Genomic DNA, 17,409 nt, shown 5'->3' with positions numbered 1-17,409 from the left:
TAATTTTGTAATCAAAAAAGGAGGTGCCGGCTCGATTTTCTTAATATTCATCTATACTTATAGCAAATGGTCAGATAGCAGTCGTGTTAATATTGATTTAATAGAACTGATCTATAGTAGTAACAAGAAGACAACAAAAGTAATCTTACGAGGCGTCTATGCGCGAATTTAGTTATTCATTCTACAATAATCAAGTCGGCTTTAAAAATGGGAAAATTTATTTAAGCGATGAAGCTTATAGAGAGTTCATTAGTTTTTATAATATTAAAGACGAAGAAGAAGTCTCCACAAGACTCGTAGATCTGATTCTTAATTCAAAGCCGTTAGCTGATCCGAATGATAAAATACCTATTTTATCTGACATGATAACTTATATTCAGCGCCAGTCAGACATATATATACCTCTTATTTATAAAGATGCAAAAGATGGAAAACTAAAATTATATATAAACAGCGAACAGAGCCTCAGGGCCCATATTGCACCTGAAACAATCTCATCCTCACTCGCAATCGAAACACCCTCTTATCAAACACCAGGGCTCGCTATTACATCACCCGTAAAAAAAGAAATGAGTCAACGAGATGCTCTCGTAGCTATAAAAAATTCTAATCCCAGAGAATCAGATGAAGCCATCAATGAAACTCGTCGACAACTTATAACAGATGGCCGATTTAAACAAACGCTCGAATTAACACCAACGCTCAGCCGTAAGAGCGAAGAGGAAAGACATCAAGTATCGCAGCTCAATGAACAAGAGGTAATGCAAAAAGCAAAAGCTCTTTTGCCCGACAATCCGCTGTTTGATACGCTTGTTAATAAAAAAAATAAAGCCGTACAAGAATTAAAGGATCTAGAGGAAAAAGAAAGTAAATTAAAAGACCTTTCTTCTAAAGATCTGCCTGAAACATTAGCACAAAGCAGAGACTGGTTACTGAAAAATATAGAAGCAGCCAAAAAAAGAGCCCAACATAAAATCGATGGCTTTAATTTGATATTAGAAACAATCAACGCCGAAGTTAGCAAATACGAGAAAAATGAAAGCCTGATTAAAGAAGCGAAATTACAGCTTGCGAGAATCATATACAACAGCGCAATCACTTATTACAACAAAAAAACCAAAAAATCAGTGCAAGAAAAAGTGGACGAAATCAACAAATGTTTCCGCGGCCTCATTACATTTGACCAAAACCTTGATCCTGAACCGCTCGCATCAGTTGAAAAAAAATTACTAGCATACCAATCAGGTACTAGCGGGTCTGATCTTGATCAAATTGCTAAAGTTATCAATGAATTATTAGGCAAAAATGGTATCGCCACATCCACTATTGGCACCTCTGACAAACAAGATTCTTTAATCGACACTCTTACCAAGGAAAGCAGTAAACAACAACTTCCTTTTACAATGAATGTTAAAGGCGGGACATTTGCCTGGAATAGCAACGTCTTTAGATCTCGCCAGGAATTAAAAGCTGCGATTGAAAAATCGGTAAATGAGCAGGCTTCCAGCTATCTGCAGGAAGACATGAAAGCTGATCAGCCCATCTATTTGTTTAATAATAACTACGAGCCGTTCCAAAGAGACCTGACATATTATAATAATCTCCGAAAAGCTCACGAAGATGCAAAAAAGAAGGAAGAAGAAGTCAAAAAAACCATTCCTCAACTCGGCAATGAAGAAATTTTCAAAGAGGCAAAAGCGGATTCCAAGGAGGCCGAAAAAATTATAGATGCTTTTACGCATCCAGACCTTGTGCATCTTGAACCCTTCTACAGCAAGCTGCTAGAGGCACGTAATACGTATAATGAAAAAATTCAAGCCTTACAGGATAAAATAAAAATAAAACCTGACGCAGAAACGCTTAGCAAAGCGTATCCATTTATCCCTTACAAAGACGAAGATTCTATCAAAGCGAGAAATTTGCAACTTGGCCGATTGGCAAGCGAAACACAAACCATGAAAGTAGACATGGATGCCATGCAAATCAAAAAAGAAATTGAATCATTGGGGGAAAAGTATAAATCCGAAGTTGAATCCATTCAAAAGGAGTACACAATCGCATTATCTACATATCAGCAATTTTACAATTCGATACATGATAGCAAGGTAATGGAGAGTTTCGAAAGTAACATCAACATTCACAGCAAAGAGATCGAAGCTTTAGAAAAAACAATTGCAGAAACCCAAGACCCATCCAAATTCAAGCAAGATATTGCTAATCTGAAAATACGCCTCCAGAATAATATCTCAGCTCTTGAATCCTTAAAGAGGACAAGAGAACATTTTGATTCTGCTAAATCTAATAAAAATCTGGATCATTATGAATCAATCTATCAACAATTTCACGATGGTGAATCAACGTTAAAGGTGGGATTATCTGATCTGGAAGAAGATATTGAACAAATTAAGTTGCAAGTTGACGTTGAAACGCTAGCCTATGAAAACTCAGAGGAATATCAGCAAAAACAAGAAGAAAAGCAAAAGAGAGTTGTGGAAGAAAAACAAGCGTTAGAAAGACAGAAAGAGGAAACTGCAACGAAAGTTGAGCAAGCAGTACAAAATTTGAAAGTTGAAAAACTTTCCGATACTTTACCAGTAATGAGCAAAGAAGCACGTGACTTAATTGTTGATACAATAAATATTGAATATCTCGAAGAGAGAAAAGGGTTCTTAAACTTTGTATTCAGAAAACCTGCCCTAACCAGGCATAAGAAAGCTCTTGCCGAGAGTCTGAGAGACATATTTGCTGATGAGAATCGCATTCTTTTTATTAATCAAGCAAAGATTATTAGCAAAGCCGCTGCTATCTTGAATTACACAATTGAACAAATCTTCGACAAGGGACTTTTGGATACCAAAGCAAAAATAGACGCACTTAAGAATATTTATAAAGAAATTTTAAATGAGGTCGCAACTCACTATGAAAAAAATCCCGAAGAACAAATTGCGATGAAAACCATTATTGAGTCTATTCAAGATAGGCATAAAAATGCTACTGACGAGAAAAATTATATTTCTATGCTTTTAATGGGTAGCCGATATGGTGAAACCGCAAATGATGTAACAAACATATTGCAGAACGAGCCACCAAATCAAACTCCTGGTAAAAAATATTTTAAAGGTTTTTCAAGTGGCTTAGAGCTGGTATTAAATGAAGTTATAGACATCGTTACCAAAGACGATGCGCGATTTACTGAAACCCAGCAACGAGGATTAACAAACGAAAGTCATCATTAATCTTTTGCTATCAGCTTTTTCTTCAAACTAGCGAGGGGTACTCTTGCCGTTCCATCAGGTTGGGCAGCATACCCCGTCGCAAGAGGCGCAAAGGAATGCCCATACACAACTTCATACGTCACCTGCCAGGCATATTCATCAGTAATGTCCCGCTTAGCTTCCAGCATTAACATCCCGCTTGCGCACAACTCCCTCATCATCTTATCCTTATCTTTATACCGCACCGTAAAATAATCCACATCCAGCACGGGATCCGCGAAACCTTCTTTCAGCAGCAGATCGCCCATATCATGCATATCCATTTTGGAAGGAATAAGCACTGTGTGTTTCTCCCATTCCCGCAGCGTATCAGGCCCTAGCACCGTAAAGAACAGCAGCCCATCGGGCCGCAGCACGCGGCGCCACTCACGGAACAAGCGGCTATGGTCTTCATGCCAGGGCAAAAGCAAATGGGCAAAGAGGAAATCCACAGACTGATCCGCAAACGGCAAACAACCCGCATCAGCCTGGAGACAGGAAATTTTGCCACTGGCGCTCTGCATCTGCTGTTTGGCATAGGTGATCATGGGTTCGCTAATATCAAGCGCAATGACCCGCGCATCTGGGTAGCACGCCTGTAAACGTGCACTCATCTCACCCGTTCCGCACCCCGCATCTACAATCACTTCAGGCTTTAACGTCATCCAGGCGAGACGGGAAAGTATTTCCTCTCCCACCTCGCGGGACAACACTGAAGCGTCAGCATAATCTGAGGGAGACCATTGTATGTTCTTGGAAAAACTCATCGCTTTTTATTCAACCTTACGTCATCAAGTGGGCAGGCTGGGTTTAAGTCTGTTGCCGCCCGTTTGTATTTTATGTGGCCGCCTGACCCGGCAGACGGGCAATCTCTGCCTTGCCTGCCTTCAGGATTTGCCCATTTTACCTTATCATTGTCCACGATGCGCCCAGTTTTTACCCATTACGCCTCATGCCCTGGCCGAGCCGGTGCCCACCTGCGGCGCCTGCCTCAAACTGGCGCCTCCTTTTGATCAGACCTTCGCCTTGTTTCCTTACGATCCGCCCATCACACAGCTCATCATTCAATTAAAATTCCAGCACCGGCTAAGCCACGCCAAAGCGCTGGGTGAGCTATTAATCCAGAAAATCAGACACGAATGGTACAGTGACGCTCACCTGCCAGACCTTATCATTCCCGTTCCGCTGCATCCGCGCCGATTGCGTGAACGCGGCTTTAACCAGGCACTCGAGATCGCAAAGCCTGTTGCACGCGCTCTTTCTATTCCCATTGATGCACACGGTACCCGCCGTATTAAACATACCGCACCGCAAAGTACACTGACCGGATCAGAACGGAAACAAAATGTGTCTCACGCCTTCTCGATTTGCCGTGATTATACAGGTTTAAATCTGGCCGTTCTCGATGATGTCATCACCACAGGACATACCCTGACAGCACTCTGCAAAATGCTTAAAGCACACGGTGCCAGCCGAATTGATGTCTGGTGCTGCGCACGGCGGGGATGAAAAGACCACATGGCCCGATATAAAAAATAATCCTTCTCCCCTTGTGGGAGAAGGTGCCCGAAGGGCGGATGAGGGGGAGAGAGGCATTTATGCTAAAGGAATATCAGAAAAAATTACGTAAGAATCTAACAGAAGCTGAGATATATTTATGGACTCATCTGAGAAATCGCCGATTTCATGGGTTTAAATTTAGACGCCAACAGATTTTACGAGGTTTTATTGTTGATTTTGTTTGCTTCGAAAAGAAGCTCATTATAGAACTTGATGGCGGACAACATTCAGAGCAAGAAAAGTATGACAGGAAACGTACGAATCTCTTGGAAGAAGAAGGGTTTCACGTTTTACGATTTTGGAATCATGAGGTAATGAGAAATAGGGAAGACGTGTTGGAAACTATTTACCAGATATTATTAAATAAAGTTTAAACACCCCCTCATCCGCCCTTCGGGCACCTTCTCCCACAAGGGGAGAAGGATTATCATGTATCTCCCGGGTGTGATGGATAAAAGGGGTGGTCTTGTCAGGCAAAATCACCTAATATTGCCCCAAAAGCTAATGCGCTATAGAGTAAGCCACCTAATCATCATAAAGGTACTAGCATGCAAGAAATAATGACATTCATCTCGAATCATCCTGTATTGAGCCTTTCAGCTCTCATTATTTTTGTCTTAATCGTCGTGATTGAGTTTATTCGTGCACGGCAAAAAGCATTGAGTTTAACGCCATCGCAAGCAACACAGCTGATTAACCGTGAGAACGCTGTCGTCATCGATGTCCGCGCCAATGACCTTTACCGTAAGGGCCATATTGTCGGGGCGGTTTCGCTTCCGGCGCAGGAAATCCTGGAAACGCCTAAAAAAGTCGAAAAATTCAGGGCCAAGCCCATTATTGTCGTATGCGGTGCGGGCGTAGAGTCGCAAAAAGTAGCCGCGTTATTACAAAAACAGGGTTATAATGCCTATTCATTGACAGGCGGAATGCGCGCCTGGGATTCAGCAGACATGCCCGTGGTCAAGGAGTAAAAATGGCTAAAGTTGTGGTCTACACCAAAGAAAACTGCCCTTATTGCGTCATGGCAAAAAACCTGCTGTCCGCGCGCAATATTACTTTTGAAGAAATACGCATTGATCTGGATGAAAGTAAGCGCGATGAAATGCTGAGACTCAGCAATCGGCGCACTGTCCCGCAGATCTTTATCAATGATCAACCTATTGGCGGTTACGATGATCTTGCTGCACTGGCAAAATCCGGTAACCTGGAAGGATTGTTAAAAACATAATCAGAAAGGGCTCTTATCATGCAACAGCAACCAAACCAAGCTAATCAAGCTAACGCTCCACAATTTGAAATCCAGCGCATTTTTGTCAAAGACATTTCATTTGAAGCGCCTAACACCCCCCATACTTTCGTTGAAGAATGGAAACCTGAAGTTGCCTTAAACCTGGAGACCAAAAGCAACCGCCTCCAGGATAATCTGCATGAAGTGGTGTTATCCATCACCGCGACAGTGACCACCAGCAAAAAAACAGCTTTTCTGGTTGAAGTTCATCAGGCAGGTGTTTTCATGATCAACGGATTTCCCAGCGAACAATTACACCAGATGCTCGGCAGCTTCTGTCCAAATATTCTTTTTCCTTACGCACGCGAAGTGATTTCTGACGTGGTTGTACGAGGCGGTTTCCCGCAATTGATTTTAGCCCCTGTCAATTTTGATGCCTTATATGCTCAACACATGGAAAAACAGGGCCAGGAAGGTAATGGCGGCGGGGCGCAAAAAGCCAACTAGCAAGAAGGAAATCCACATGGAAGGTCAGCAATTTAAACCTGTCACCATTCTTGGCGCCGGCTCCTGGGGCACAGCGTTAGCGTTGTACCTTGCAAGGCGCGGGCAAACCGTGCGGCTATGGAGCGTGGAAATTCCCGAAGTTGCTGCCATGCTGGCAGAGCGGGCAAACAGCCGTTACCTGCCCGGTTTTCAATTTCCGGATACTATTCAGCCAACAGCTAATCTGGCTGATGCCATCAAAGATATTGACGACGTCATCATTGCCGTTCCTTCCGTGGGCTTTCGTGAAACCCTGATCATGCTGAAGCCGCTTATTCATGACCGGATAAGAATTACCTGCGCGTCAAAAGGACTGGATGAGGACACAGGACAACTGCTGAGCGAAGTAACGGAGGAAATTCTTGAAAAGGACCGGCCTTTTGCCGTTCTTTCAGGGCCCTCCTTTGCACGCGAAGTAGCAGCCGGCTTACCGGCTGCGGTTGTGATTGCGAGCCGCAATAAAATACTGCTGAGCGACTTGACCCAGCGTTTTAACAGTTCTATTTTCCGCATCTATCCCAGCGATGATGTGGTCGGTGTGGAAGTGGGTGGCGTGGTAAAAAATGTCATTGCCATTGCGACAGGCATTTCTGATGGAATGGAGCTCGGCGCCAATGCCCGCAGCGCCCTGATCACGCGTGGATTGGCGGAGATCATGCGGCTCGGCATCGCGCTTGGCGGCAAGCTGGAAACGTTTATTGGCTTATCTGGCATGGGAGACCTCATTCTGACTTGCACAGACAACTTGTCCCGTAATCGTCGCCTGGGACTTGCCATCGGCAAAGGCCGCAACGTCCAAGAAGCGGAACATGAAATTGGCCAGGTGGTAGAAGGCAAACGGAATGCCGAGCTGGTTGTTCTGCTGGCGGAGCGCCACAATGTTGACATGCCTATCTGCGAAACGGTGTGGCAGATTTTGCAGGAAAAAATCAGTGCAAAAGACGCAGTGGATCAGCTACTGTCCCGGGCAGAGAAAAGCGAGCTCAGCGCTTGAATTTTTACTTGATGCTTGAGGCACTCAGAGCGAACGAGTTAATCGAACACATGCCATAGCAGAAAATAGTTACTTGAAAAAAATCAAAAATATTTATTCTCTTAAGAGAATCTTAAGCTTCATCACATAAACTATTTGCGTTATCTAGAAGTAAAAAACACGCAAAACGAGGCGTTCGTTGCACAGTCCTGGCAGTGTCAATTTTTCTCTTATCCCGCATTCCGCTTAATCATACATCAGCTGGTCCAATGCAGTCGGTTCACCGCGCGGTGTGCCTTTGGTCAGTTCATTCAGTACATCCATCAGGCAGAGCAGCCTCAGTACATTCGGTGTGATGTCGTCAAAAATTACTTTTACGCCTAATACTGAACCCTCTGCTTCTTCAAAGGTCACGCCTATTCCATAACCCAGACAGAGCGAAGATAATTGATCTGCGCGACGTGCTATACCTGGCAGCAATCCTGTGGGCGCAAAAACTTCTTCCATCGTCATGGGACGGCCATTCAACGTGAATTGCGTATTCATGAGACGGGCAATTTTGATCATCTGCTGTGAAATATCGGGCGTTGCCATAATCTATTCTTAGTTTCTCCACCACGGGTGAGCGATCTTGCGAGGGCCGGCTACATAGGACCGCAGCCAGCGCAAAAATACGATCGGTGTAAATCCATACCGGTCAAGCAAGGTAAAAAACAAAGTGGCTACAATAGCAAAAATAAATGTCCACAAGCGAATATGGAAAATAAGGATAAGCAAAGGAAAGGTTGCTCTAAAATCAATAAAGAAGAATCTGACATTTCTTGCGGAATCACGCCAATGCGCCATTGCTTTATCCCTTTGTCCCTTATTAATCAATTTTAACTAAAGAAGCCGCTGAATGCTATCTTGCGGTTTCTGCAACAAGGGTGTGTGACGCGATTAACCAAACAATTAACTGTAAGACCTGTGAAACTAAGAAAAATATTCAAATTTCTTACCTGCCGTTATACCATGTTCGTTATATGTCATTGGATGCAATGCGAAATAGAGGGACATTATCAAATATGAACGATAAAAAGATCGCGCTTATCAGTTTTTTCTCTCTTTTGTTGTACGCATGTGCCACCCCCAAACCCCAGCAGAGCTACAATGTCTCGAATACCGAAGCTTCGCTAGCTGAGGCTTCCTATTCAGTAAGCCGCTCGATGGTTGACCTAGCGGAAACTGCACAGGCTGCCCATCCGCTGCCGCCGCTTGCGCCACCGCCCAACCCTGCCAGTTATGGCATGGCGGGTCTTACTACTGTTGATTGGTCAGGCCCCATTGAGCCCCTGATTCGCCAAATCGCGCGTGCCTCTGATTATCGCGTCAGAGTGTTAGGAACGCCGCCAGCCATACCGGTCATTGTCACCGTCTATGCAAAAAATGCGATGCTAGGCGACATATTAAGGGATGTTGGTTATCAGGCAGGACGGCGTGCAACCGTTACTGTTTTTCCTGAAAGCCGTGTAATTGAATTGCGTTATGCAAAAAATTAATCTGGACCTATCGCCCATATGATTAAGAAGTATGCTCTTACCGGCCTTATCTTTCTTCTGCTGACTGGATGCGGTCAACATCAGCAAAATCTGGATGATATTGATACCACCAACCTTTCACAGCTTGAAGGGGTACGCGTGCAAGCCCGATCACGCTCTACCCATAAAACGGATCTCAGCCAGCTCAGGGCAAAATCCTTGCACGACTCTTCCATGAGCATTGGCGCCCAGGCAGGATTAGCATGGGCTTCCCAGCAGATTGACAAGCGGATGGAAAAAGATAGCAAGTACTTGGAAACCATTTACAATTTTAATGCCATGATGCTAAGTCACGGTGTTCTTCCTCCTGTGCTGGAAGAGGGCCAATTTACCCTTAACCTGGCGGATCCCAATACCATTCGTGTTTCAGACAGAACATACAAGATCGTGCAGCAAGCCCGATTTGCCACAACAGCACCTAACTGGCGTGAGTATCTCTGGCTTTCATACGACAAGCCGCAATTGCCGGACAAAACCCTCCTGCCCAGAACACCGGAGGAACAAGCCATCTGGCGAAAAGGCATTCGCGTTGGCTGGGAAAAAGGCATTGAGCAGGCTTATAGTATTTTTCAACAGAATCTGGCGCGCCTGAAGCGGGATTTTCGCGGCATGGTATTATACCGTCGTCTACTGCAAGAAAGAAAAATCAGCCCGCCTTTCGTGGCAAGAACAGAATTGGGCGTCACAGGAGATGGCAATGATATGCGCATCAATGATCAGGTGCTACGTATCGTTGAGCTGCCTCAACTTCAAACAAACAGTAAAGGCTGGAAAGCCGTTGTGGTGAAACAAAATGACTGAATTTCTCTTTCCTCAAGAACCTATCCGTTTATCCATTGAAGCAGCCAATGAGATTCTCATTCATTGCGTCAAACTGGGCGCCTCGGATATCACCTTTCAAACAGGTGAGCCCATCATCGCTGAGGTATATGGAAAGTTAAAAAAAGTCACTCGCAGGCGTTTGTCAAACACAGAAGTGGGCGAAGTCATTAATGCCATGTATGGTCCTAATGCAACAACCATTATCATGTCGGGCAAAGATATCGATACGCATTATGAAATACGACCCAGCCGAACGGAACGTTACCGCTTTCGTATCAATGGGACCGGCTGCATGGTCGAAGGCCACGATGGCATACAAATTACAGCACGTACCATTCCTACCGATCCGCCTACACTCGAAAGCATGAACCTGTCTCAAACCGTGCTCGATGCGATTGCTCCCGAGCAGGGTGTTGTCTATGTCACTGGGGCAACCGGCTCAGGTAAGAGTACCCTGCTTGCCGCCATTATCCGTGACATTACGGAAAACGCGGAGAGCAACCGTAAGGTGCTGACCTATGAAGCGCCCATTGAATTTGTTTTCGATAATGTGGAAAAAGTATCGAGTGTCGTTAGCCAGTCTGAAATCCCGCGTCATTTGCCGAGCTTCGCGGCTGGCGTGCGTAATGCATTACGGCGTAAACCCCGTTTGATTCTCGTGGGTGAAGCGCGTGATCCGGAAACGATCAGTGCGGTCATGGAAGCCGCCATGACAGGTCATCCGGTTTATACTACCCTGCACAGTAATGGCGTCGCTGAAACCATTCGTCGTCTGGTGATCACCTTCCCGCCGGATGAACGACAGGGTCGAACGATTGATATTATTGAAACAGTGCGCCTTGTTATTTCACAACGCCTCGTGCCCACTGTAGAAGGCAAGCGTGTTGCGTTACGCGAATACCTCGTTTTTGATGAAAAAATCAGAGATATTCTGCTGGAAACCGATATTCTCAATATCACTAATGTTGTACGCAAACTCGTCAGAGAATATGGGCGCACCATGGAAGCAGATGCGCATGAGAAGCTTAATGCAGGTATCATCTCCGAACGGCAGTACCGCCTCGTAGCTGAGCAGGCTAAACGGGAAGAGAAAGATACGGGGGCGATTTAATATTCATCTTGCAGCGAAGCAATCCAGGGTTTTCGGCGCTGATTGTTGGGAAGCATTGTAATAAATTTCATAAACTGGATTTTGGCCATTTTACAAAATGCTCGATAATGCTGTCATCCTGAGAGCGTTTTTTTGCTCGAAGGATTTCCCGATGTACAAAAGGAGATCCTTCGCTTCGCTCAGGATGACAGCATTGTGATCAGGGTGACAGCATTGTGAAGTGTGTCCATTTTGTTTGTTGTCCGATATAAATTACTGGTTTAAGCTTAATCATTTTATAATTTTTTATTTTTTTGAAGTAACACTCAAGCGTAAACTTTTTTATTTCTTGTCGTCTTTCTTTCCTCCGCCCAACTGGGCTCCTTTGTCTGACTCTGCCATCCCTTTCTTCTTGGCTTGGTATTCTTCCTGCTGTCTCTTACCTTCTTTCATCCATTCGCCTTTAGCCTGATCTGCCTTACCAGCAGCCTGCTTACCAGTCGCTTGCACACCGCCAGCTCCACCAGCAACGCCTTTCTCGGCTGCACCAAGGCCTGCTTCTTCCATACCCGTCCCTTCCGCATGTCCGCCAATCCAGCGCAGTACACGGTCTGGAATCAAATGAATGAGAGAATAGCTTTTATTGATAATCAACAGAATGATGGAAACATAAGCGGCCAGGAAAAGAATCACTTCAACAGGGCCCGGGTTTTGATAAATAGCACTTGCAACACCTAAGAAACCGGCGTTGACCATCATGACACCGACCATGGCCAACAGGGTCGCAGCAATCAAGCCAAAAATCATTAAGGATGGCCGCAGGAAAATATTGAAGATCAGCATCAGGGCATGTTCTGCTTTACCCAGTAATTCATGTTGGCCGCCCGGAATCAACAAGCCTAGCGCTACCAACGGTGCAGCGACCATGGCTTCAATCACAGCAATAAACCAGCCAAACGCACCAAAGGTAAAAATGACATACGGAATCAAAGGAACATAGATGGCAAGAGAGGCGCCAAACATGAAAAATGCACCCAGAAAGAGTGAGAAAATGGGTGTAAAGATAATAGAAAGCGTTGTGACTGTTGGCCCAATAGGATTATCAAAACCCGTACCTAGCGCATAAACAGAGAGATACCCGAGTAAAGTCAAGGTAGGTATTACAATGATCACTAAGGCTAACACAATTTGTGCAATAATGAGCAGCCAGAAGCCCAGGTTCTGAAGTGTAACAAGAGGATTAGAAACTTTTTCACCGGGTCCTCCACCGGTTAGCATCTGCATAAAGAAAGTCATGATATCTGAGCCAAAAGAACTCATACTGTCTGAAAGCTCGGAAAGCCCCTTAAGCTGCGGCGGTAATACTGCACCCGCTCCGGATAGCGAACCAAAAGAGCTTGAAACAAGATATTTGGCCGCTTGATAGTTATTCCGATAAAGATTCAATATATTGGCTGGATTTGTGGTGGGATCACTGGTGCTGACCACAAGTGACGGTGTCACATTTCTCTGATTCTCGTTATTACGTTTGGCAATGTTGTAGTAATAAGCACCGGCAAATATCCAGCCATATCGCTGGGATTCTAGTAATACTGGATCCGATAGTGTCGTATCCTCCAATCTCGCCGAAATCATGTCGGAAATCATGGTACCAATGGCTGTTGTGTAATTGCTGATACTTATCCGTACAAAATTGGCTCCCTCAATCGAGGGCGATATAGCGTAAGGCCAATAAATTGTGCGAACAGTATCCTCATTGGCATTGGCATAATCGCCGGCATTATACTGTTGTGAAATTTTACAGGGCGTACTGATTTCTGGTAAACCGGGTATTTGGATAGTGATGCCCCTGCAACAGGCATCTGCCGAAATATTATTGGCAGCACAATAATCTGAGACAAAGCCAGGTACCGAACTTTGAGGGCCAAAAACTTTATAGAATTGCCTGTAGGAAAGATCCACATCAACAAATGTTTTAGCTAAACCGCCCAGGACGGTAACGATATTCTGCAAAGTAGTTTGCTGAGTTTTACACACTTCGCATTTAAGCCGCCCTGATTCTGTTGTTGTGTCGGCACAGGAAGCTCCCTCGACACTACTATCCGTACTGGCATTACAATAACTCACCGTTCCACAGGCACCACCTGGCCCCATCTGATAAGTCCCGCCTGCTTCAGATACTCTGCCCGACGATGAGACTCGTTTAATATTTAGCAGCTGGTCATCACTTAAAGTGCAAAATTGATCATTCCTTCCCACTTGAGCACAATAATAACCGCCAACAAAAGAACCTTCACTATCGGTAAAACTTGAATGAGAAGCCGCTGCTGCCTGACAGGTTAATCCTTGAAACAGAGTTTTCATCATAACGGACAAGTCACCCGAAGGAACTACGGGTACGGTTGCGGTTGTCGAACCCATGACCTGGACATACTTCAACACAGTCGTCCAAACCGTATCAGCCGCACCAATCCCTTGCACAATAACCCACATCATGACAATCTGAATAGCAGAATACCCAGTTGTTGAGGGAACCAGCGCAGCAATCCCCAAAACCATTCTGATTGGCAACCATATTGAATTCCATTGCTTGCCCAAAAATTCACCTTCTGCTGCCGTCTTCATCACACCCACGACAGTCACATAAATAATAATGAGCGCGCCAACTGTCAGCACAATCGAGTTAAATGTCTTGAACATGACGCCCAGGATAAGAGGAACATCATCACTTACTGGCAGTACAGTTCCCACATAGCCAAAAATCTGGCCTAGGTAATAAATAGACTGGTCTTCTGGAGCCAGCTGAAAAAGATTAATCATGATGATGAGCCCTTGTCAGAAGGTTTGCCGCTCCACCATTCATCAAACGTACAGCCCAACTTGCGGTGTTTGATTTGGAAATACCAGAAATGAAATCGAAAAGCTTGCGCAAAGAAAAGACCAGAAGCTGCTGCAGCAAGCAGCAAGCCATAAAATGAGAGATGAAAGAAAAGAAGATAAAGGCTAAATAATGCGGTGGCGGCACCCAAGACGGCAAACAGGATAGCGTAAAAATAATAATTTGCCCTTGCCTGCTTGATGTCTTCTTCTGTCAGTTCAAGCCGCTTGGCTGCTTCTTCAAACGTTTCTTTTTTAACAGGCGCTTCAGGCGAAACAAAGATATCCTTTAAAATGCTCCATATCGTCTGGTTTTGTTCCTTGATGCTGTCAGAACCTACCCATGACCCGGGATCGACGAAGGTTTTACGGGACACTTTAAAAATGCGCCAAATCGCCATACTGCATTATCCTACAGTCAGATGTTTTATTATTATTATCGAGTCAGCATTGAAATACAACCGAATAAAATCAGTATGATATTTCTTCTCTCCATGGCAAAAGAGATGAATATTTCTTTTTAAATCGATTATACTTTTAAAATATATCGTCAAATCCGGTTGCAGATACGATCATGCAACTAAAGCAGGATAGCAATAAAGGTTGATAGTCCTTTGAAGAAATAGTAACCAAATATGCTGCGGAGTTGATTTATGTCCAAGTGGATTATTCATTCAGCAATTATGGCAGGATGCTTCTTTTTAGCACATTCGACTGCCATGGCTCAGGTACAAAGCTTTTTTGGTGCTGGCCAGAAACAGGCTGTCACGCAACCGTCAGCGCAGAAACCCTCCGTTTCGCCACCTCTTTCACCGCAAGAATATAAAGCGAGTGTTAATCAGCGTTACCAACAGTCTCAGGCGAATATTCAACAGCAAGTAACCCAGCAACGTGCCAAGGCAGATCCATTACCGCCGCCTCCACCACCTTACAAGCCTTCTCCCTCAAGCAAGCCCGGCCAAGCTATTCAGATGCGCGCTGCGCCGCCAGCTGCACAAACACAGCCACTCACATCATCGCCTCAAACGATTACACGCGGGGCAATTAGGAGTGCTCCACCTCCAAGATTACCGGAGCGTCAGGCACCTGCTGCCCAACCAGCAAAGCAGGAACCTGTCTATAGTGGTTTTCAGACTCCAAGCAGCAACGGAGCCCAACCCAGTCAACCCGCAGGTCAGACAGGCGGCTGGAACATCCAGTACTAAAACCGCATTGTGAAGGAGCACTTTTTATGCGCACCATTTTATTGGCCCACCTTAAAAAGATGGCAGCTCTCATTGTTTCAGCCATCGCCATCAGCATCTTTTGCTTTGCGCCGATTAGGGCGCAGGAAGACACAACAACAACCACCCCTGATGCGCCCGCAGAAGGCCAAACCTCCGAATATTATTTGTCCCTGATTGCCCAATACACTTACTTAATATTAGGCAAAATAAATGGTGATATTTCGACTTATCTCAAAAACATTTCAGATATGGCGGTAAGCTGGAATACGCAAGATAATTCAACAGAATCTAGCCAGCTTCAACAAACACTGACGAGTTATGGCAATTCAATTACCACCGTCTCACAAGCACAGACAGCGCTCCAAACTCAAATACTGACTGATTTATTTGGCCCAACAGTGACATCTGAGAACTTGAATTATGCGAATGACTTAGTTTATCAAAGCCTCTATGGCGTCCGCCGTTTTGATCCTGATCCGCGCAGAAAACCTGATGGATCACCTGCTAATGTTGATTCTGCCTACAACTATATCAAGACAGCATCGGGGTTCAATATCAGGCATCCCCTACCGCCTTTGGGTGGACCTGACCCTGACGCCATTTCAAGGTATTTCGCTAATTACAGCACCGTCATGGCAGCAGAATCATTTAATAGTTATGTTTTAAGTGGACTTTATGAAGAATCTAGAAATGGCGGCCCGCTGAATCAATTACAAACTTCATTAGTTCAACAGGCAACGCAAAGCTCTTGGTTCACGGCGATTGGTGGCGAAAATCTGGGCATTGTTTTGCGCCAGATCCTCATGTTTGAATCGCAGGCTTATGTCTTGATGACACAACTGTTACAAACGCAGAAACAGCAGCTGGCCGCACAGACATTAACAAACACACTACTGATACTGAACAATGAAGATAAAGAAAAACAATTATATTCCAAGGCCACCGGCACTAGACAACCTATGTAGATAATAAGATGACCTATGCCAAAACTGGATTTGCTTTCGTCACATGAATTCTGGAAAAACTATGAAGACCCGATGATCTATCGGGTCATCGCTTTCATGGAAACAGCAGAAGATTGGACCCTGGATGGGAATCCGGCGCTGGAAGACATGATAAACAAACTAGGCGCAGCACTGGATGAATTGTCCAGCTTTGAATTGGGGAAAGAAGACCAATTCGTGACGCTTTGCTCCCACATTAAAACATCTCGCATCCTGCGGTTGCTTCAAGCCATTGATACAATTGATCCTGGCTCTGCCTCCAAATTGTTAATGTATGCTGAAGAAAATAATAGTCCCGAAAACCCCATGGCCGGCTTGTTTTTGCGGCGTAATATTGTCTTTGAAAGGCTGCGCCTGCTAGCTCGGGTTTTTTCACAGGAACGCTTTGATCTGGTCTTGAAAGTGCTTGAGCAAGAACATGCCTGAACCCAGACTTCTCTAGTATAAAATTTCCTAAAGCACATGCAAAATCACCGGCTTCAGTAACCTTGAATCTGCTCGACGAAAACACCCTCGAATTTTCTGGTATAATCATGGCATTATTTGATGGTATCACCATGCTGTCTTTTCTACGTGTATCGATTGTTCCTTTTATTCTGCGAAATCGTTATCGCAAGGAAATGATTTTAATTATTTTTTTAAAAATTTTGGCACTTTTCATTCTTTGGGGATGTTTTTTTTCACATCCCGTTTCACGGGGACTGGATCATTCTCAATTAATTAAACACTTTATAAGCTTGAAATCAGCATCAGAACCAAAATAACATGCATTTGAGCAATAATGATACCGCCTGGCTGATTATGGTAAAATAAAAAAATAAGGAAAAGATGGTTCCACACCGTCCCTTAGCAACATGAAGTGCAACTGTTAACCGATACATCGGTTAACAGTTTTTTATTTCTGACATGGCACAGCAGTTATCTCTAGCTTATCTTTTGGATCACGACAGCCGTGCCGTAGCATAAAACTTCTGTTGCCGCATCCGCCGCGACCTGAGATGCATCGTAGCGTACGCCAATGACCGCATTGGCGCCCATTTGCTCAGCATGCTCGATCATGTGGTCATAGGCTTGTTGCCGGGCAGTCTCGCACATGTCAGTATAGGCGCCTATTTTGCCGCCGATAATATTTTTCAGGCCGCCGGTAATGCTTTGCATGATCGTTGGCGAACGCACAATCAGACCACGCACCATTCCGCGGTACTCTACTATCCGATAGCCAGCCAAATCCATTGTCGTTGTAACAATCATT

Annotated in this window: 20 protein-coding genes; 14 read left to right on the top strand and 6 right to left on the bottom strand. The window is 44.7% G+C overall.

Annotated features, from left to right (window positions below; genetic code table 11):
- Positions 1–158 precede the first annotated feature (158 nt).
- Positions 159–3,236 (top strand): hypothetical protein, encoded by a 3,078-nt coding sequence (locus AQUSIP_RS01925; RefSeq protein ID WP_114834870.1) that lies wholly within the window; start codon positions 159–161, stop codon positions 3,234–3,236.
- Here AQUSIP_RS01925 and AQUSIP_RS01920 read toward each other — a convergent pair.
- The gene (locus AQUSIP_RS01920) at positions 3,233–4,021 is read right to left on the bottom strand and encodes a methyltransferase domain-containing protein (protein WP_114834869.1); all 789 of its coding nucleotides are present in this window, start codon (positions 4,019–4,021) and stop codon (positions 3,233–3,235) included. The genes AQUSIP_RS01925 and AQUSIP_RS01920 overlap by 4 nt on opposite strands.
- Between AQUSIP_RS01920 and AQUSIP_RS01915 the strand changes: the two genes are divergently transcribed.
- The 6 genes from AQUSIP_RS01915 (at position 4,002) to AQUSIP_RS01890 (ending at position 7,582) form a co-directional block, all read left to right on the top strand.
- Entirely contained in the window at positions 4,002–4,763 is a 762-nt protein-coding gene (locus AQUSIP_RS01915) for a ComF family protein (RefSeq protein WP_114834868.1), read from the top strand. The two genes, AQUSIP_RS01920 and AQUSIP_RS01915, sit on opposite strands and share 20 nt — an antisense overlap.
- A gap of 89 nt (positions 4,764–4,852) precedes the next feature.
- Positions 4,853–5,188: an endonuclease domain-containing protein gene (locus AQUSIP_RS01910; protein ID WP_197737809.1), complete on the top strand. Its 336-nt coding sequence runs from the start codon at positions 4,853–4,855 to the stop codon at positions 5,186–5,188.
- 174 nt (positions 5,189–5,362) lie between these two features.
- Positions 5,363–5,785 (top strand): rhodanese-like domain-containing protein, encoded by a 423-nt coding sequence (locus AQUSIP_RS01905; RefSeq protein ID WP_114834866.1) that lies wholly within the window; start codon positions 5,363–5,365, stop codon positions 5,783–5,785.
- 2 nt (positions 5,786–5,787) lie between these two features.
- Positions 5,788–6,042, top strand: coding sequence for a glutaredoxin 3 (gene grxC, locus AQUSIP_RS01900; RefSeq protein ID WP_114834865.1), 255 nt, complete (start codon positions 5,788–5,790; stop codon positions 6,040–6,042).
- A gap of 18 nt (positions 6,043–6,060) precedes the next feature.
- Complete coding sequence (gene secB / locus AQUSIP_RS01895) at positions 6,061–6,549, top strand: protein-export chaperone SecB (RefSeq protein WP_114834864.1); 489 nt, start codon at positions 6,061–6,063, stop codon at positions 6,547–6,549.
- 16 nt (positions 6,550–6,565) lie between these two features.
- Positions 6,566–7,582 carry an NAD(P)H-dependent glycerol-3-phosphate dehydrogenase gene (locus tag AQUSIP_RS01890; RefSeq protein WP_114834863.1) on the top strand — a complete coding sequence of 339 codons (1,017 nt, stop codon included), beginning with the start codon at positions 6,566–6,568 and terminating at the stop codon, positions 7,580–7,582.
- A gap of 225 nt (positions 7,583–7,807) precedes the next feature.
- On the opposite strand, the gene AQUSIP_RS01885 is transcribed toward AQUSIP_RS01890, so the two are convergent.
- Positions 7,808–8,155 carry a type IV secretion IcmS family protein gene (locus AQUSIP_RS01885; protein ID WP_232058616.1) on the bottom strand — a complete coding sequence of 116 codons (348 nt, stop codon included), beginning with the start codon at positions 8,153–8,155 and terminating at the stop codon, positions 7,808–7,810.
- A gap of 9 nt (positions 8,156–8,164) precedes the next feature.
- Positions 8,165–8,407 (bottom strand): IcmT/TraK family protein, encoded by a 243-nt coding sequence (gene icmT, locus AQUSIP_RS12455; RefSeq protein WP_114834862.1) that lies wholly within the window; start codon positions 8,405–8,407, stop codon positions 8,165–8,167.
- 218 nt (positions 8,408–8,625) lie between these two features.
- Here icmT and dotD point away from each other — a divergent pair, with 218 nt between their 5' ends.
- Genes dotD through dotB form a run of 3 tightly spaced genes read left to right on the top strand, consistent with a single transcriptional unit; the run spans position 8,626 to position 11,071 of the window.
- On the top strand, positions 8,626–9,099 hold the full coding sequence (dotD, locus tag AQUSIP_RS01875; RefSeq protein ID WP_170131846.1) for a type IVB secretion system lipoprotein DotD: 474 nt from the start codon (positions 8,626–8,628) through the stop codon (positions 9,097–9,099).
- 18 nt (positions 9,100–9,117) lie between these two features.
- Positions 9,118–9,939, top strand: a complete 822-nt coding sequence (locus AQUSIP_RS01870) for a type IV secretory system conjugative DNA transfer family protein (protein WP_114834860.1) — start codon at positions 9,118–9,120, stop codon at positions 9,937–9,939.
- On the top strand, positions 9,932–11,071 hold the full coding sequence (gene dotB, locus AQUSIP_RS01865) for a Dot/Icm type IV secretion system ATPase DotB (protein WP_114834859.1): 1,140 nt from the start codon (positions 9,932–9,934) through the stop codon (positions 11,069–11,071). The genes AQUSIP_RS01870 and dotB overlap by 8 nt, the downstream gene beginning before the upstream one ends.
- 321 nt (positions 11,072–11,392) lie before the next feature.
- Here the strand turns inward: dotB and dotA are convergent, their stop codons facing one another.
- Both dotA and icmV read right to left on the bottom strand, forming a co-directional pair.
- The gene (gene dotA, locus AQUSIP_RS01860) at positions 11,393–13,870 is read right to left on the bottom strand and encodes a type IVB secretion system protein DotA (RefSeq protein WP_114834858.1); all 2,478 of its coding nucleotides are present in this window, start codon (positions 13,868–13,870) and stop codon (positions 11,393–11,395) included.
- The gene (gene icmV / locus AQUSIP_RS01855) at positions 13,867–14,328 is read right to left on the bottom strand and encodes a type IVB secretion system protein IcmV (protein WP_114834857.1); all 462 of its coding nucleotides are present in this window, start codon (positions 14,326–14,328) and stop codon (positions 13,867–13,869) included. The genes dotA and icmV overlap by 4 nt, the downstream gene beginning before the upstream one ends.
- Positions 14,329–14,580: 252 nt before the next feature.
- On the opposite strand from icmV, the gene AQUSIP_RS01850 reads away from it, so the two are divergent.
- From AQUSIP_RS01850 to AQUSIP_RS01835, 4 genes are all read left to right on the top strand, one after another.
- Positions 14,581–15,132: a hypothetical protein gene (locus AQUSIP_RS01850; protein WP_114834856.1), complete on the top strand. Its 552-nt coding sequence runs from the start codon at positions 14,581–14,583 to the stop codon at positions 15,130–15,132.
- 26 nt (positions 15,133–15,158) lie between these two features.
- On the top strand, positions 15,159–16,118 hold the full coding sequence (locus tag AQUSIP_RS01845; protein WP_114834855.1) for a hypothetical protein: 960 nt from the start codon (positions 15,159–15,161) through the stop codon (positions 16,116–16,118).
- Between the two features lie 15 nt (positions 16,119–16,133).
- Entirely contained in the window at positions 16,134–16,583 is a 450-nt protein-coding gene (gene icmW / locus AQUSIP_RS01840) for a type IVB secretion system protein IcmW (protein WP_114834854.1), read from the top strand.
- A gap of 107 nt (positions 16,584–16,690) precedes the next feature.
- The gene (locus tag AQUSIP_RS01835) at positions 16,691–16,921 is read left to right on the top strand and encodes a hypothetical protein (RefSeq protein WP_114834853.1); all 231 of its coding nucleotides are present in this window, start codon (positions 16,691–16,693) and stop codon (positions 16,919–16,921) included.
- A 160-nt stretch (positions 16,922–17,081) separates the two neighbouring features.
- On the opposite strand, the gene AQUSIP_RS01830 is transcribed toward AQUSIP_RS01835, so the two are convergent.
- Positions 17,082–17,408 carry a YbjQ family protein gene (locus AQUSIP_RS01830; protein WP_114834852.1) on the bottom strand — a complete coding sequence of 109 codons (327 nt, stop codon included), beginning with the start codon at positions 17,406–17,408 and terminating at the stop codon, positions 17,082–17,084.
- Between the last annotated feature and the right edge of the window lies 1 nt (position 17,409).

The sequence above is a fragment of the Aquicella lusitana genome (genome assembly GCF_902459475.1).
In the GTDB taxonomy this organism is placed as follows: domain Bacteria; phylum Pseudomonadota; class Gammaproteobacteria; order DSM-16500; family DSM-16500; genus Aquicella; species Aquicella lusitana.
This window is presented reverse-complemented; position numbering and strand designations above follow the sequence as displayed.

Excerpts from the sequence above, each read along its gene's own strand:
- AQUSIP_RS01925 (WP_114834870.1), top strand. The coding sequence starts at position 159 with ATGCGCGAATTTAGTTATTCATTCTACAATAATCAAGTCGGCTTTAAA.
- AQUSIP_RS01915 (WP_114834868.1), top strand. The coding sequence starts at position 4,002 with ATGTTCTTGGAAAAACTCATCGCTTTTTATTCAACCTTACGTCATCAA.
- AQUSIP_RS01920 (WP_114834869.1), bottom strand. The coding sequence starts at position 4,021 with ATGAGTTTTTCCAAGAACATACAATGGTCTCCCTCAGATTATGCTGAC.
- AQUSIP_RS01910 (WP_197737809.1), top strand. The coding sequence starts at position 4,853 with ATGCTAAAGGAATATCAGAAAAAATTACGTAAGAATCTAACAGAAGCT.
- AQUSIP_RS01905 (WP_114834866.1), top strand. The coding sequence starts at position 5,363 with ATGCAAGAAATAATGACATTCATCTCGAATCATCCTGTATTGAGCCTT.
- grxC (WP_114834865.1), top strand. The coding sequence starts at position 5,788 with ATGGCTAAAGTTGTGGTCTACACCAAAGAAAACTGCCCTTATTGCGTC.
- secB (WP_114834864.1), top strand. The coding sequence starts at position 6,061 with ATGCAACAGCAACCAAACCAAGCTAATCAAGCTAACGCTCCACAATTT.
- AQUSIP_RS01890 (WP_114834863.1), top strand. The coding sequence starts at position 6,566 with ATGGAAGGTCAGCAATTTAAACCTGTCACCATTCTTGGCGCCGGCTCC.
- AQUSIP_RS01885 (WP_232058616.1), bottom strand. The coding sequence starts at position 8,155 with ATGGCAACGCCCGATATTTCACAGCAGATGATCAAAATTGCCCGTCTC.
- icmT (WP_114834862.1), bottom strand. The coding sequence starts at position 8,407 with ATGGCGCATTGGCGTGATTCCGCAAGAAATGTCAGATTCTTCTTTATT.
- dotD (WP_170131846.1), top strand. The coding sequence starts at position 8,626 with ATGAACGATAAAAAGATCGCGCTTATCAGTTTTTTCTCTCTTTTGTTG.
- AQUSIP_RS01870 (WP_114834860.1), top strand. The coding sequence starts at position 9,118 with ATGATTAAGAAGTATGCTCTTACCGGCCTTATCTTTCTTCTGCTGACT.
- dotB (WP_114834859.1), top strand. The coding sequence starts at position 9,932 with ATGACTGAATTTCTCTTTCCTCAAGAACCTATCCGTTTATCCATTGAA.
- dotA (WP_114834858.1), bottom strand. The coding sequence starts at position 13,870 with ATGATTAATCTTTTTCAGCTGGCTCCAGAAGACCAGTCTATTTATTAC.
- icmV (WP_114834857.1), bottom strand. The coding sequence starts at position 14,328 with ATGGCGATTTGGCGCATTTTTAAAGTGTCCCGTAAAACCTTCGTCGAT.
- AQUSIP_RS01850 (WP_114834856.1), top strand. The coding sequence starts at position 14,581 with ATGTCCAAGTGGATTATTCATTCAGCAATTATGGCAGGATGCTTCTTT.
- AQUSIP_RS01845 (WP_114834855.1), top strand. The coding sequence starts at position 15,159 with ATGCGCACCATTTTATTGGCCCACCTTAAAAAGATGGCAGCTCTCATT.
- icmW (WP_114834854.1), top strand. The coding sequence starts at position 16,134 with ATGCCAAAACTGGATTTGCTTTCGTCACATGAATTCTGGAAAAACTAT.
- AQUSIP_RS01835 (WP_114834853.1), top strand. The coding sequence starts at position 16,691 with ATGGCATTATTTGATGGTATCACCATGCTGTCTTTTCTACGTGTATCG.
- AQUSIP_RS01830 (WP_114834852.1), bottom strand. The coding sequence starts at position 17,408 with ATGATTGTTACAACGACAATGGATTTGGCTGGCTATCGGATAGTAGAG.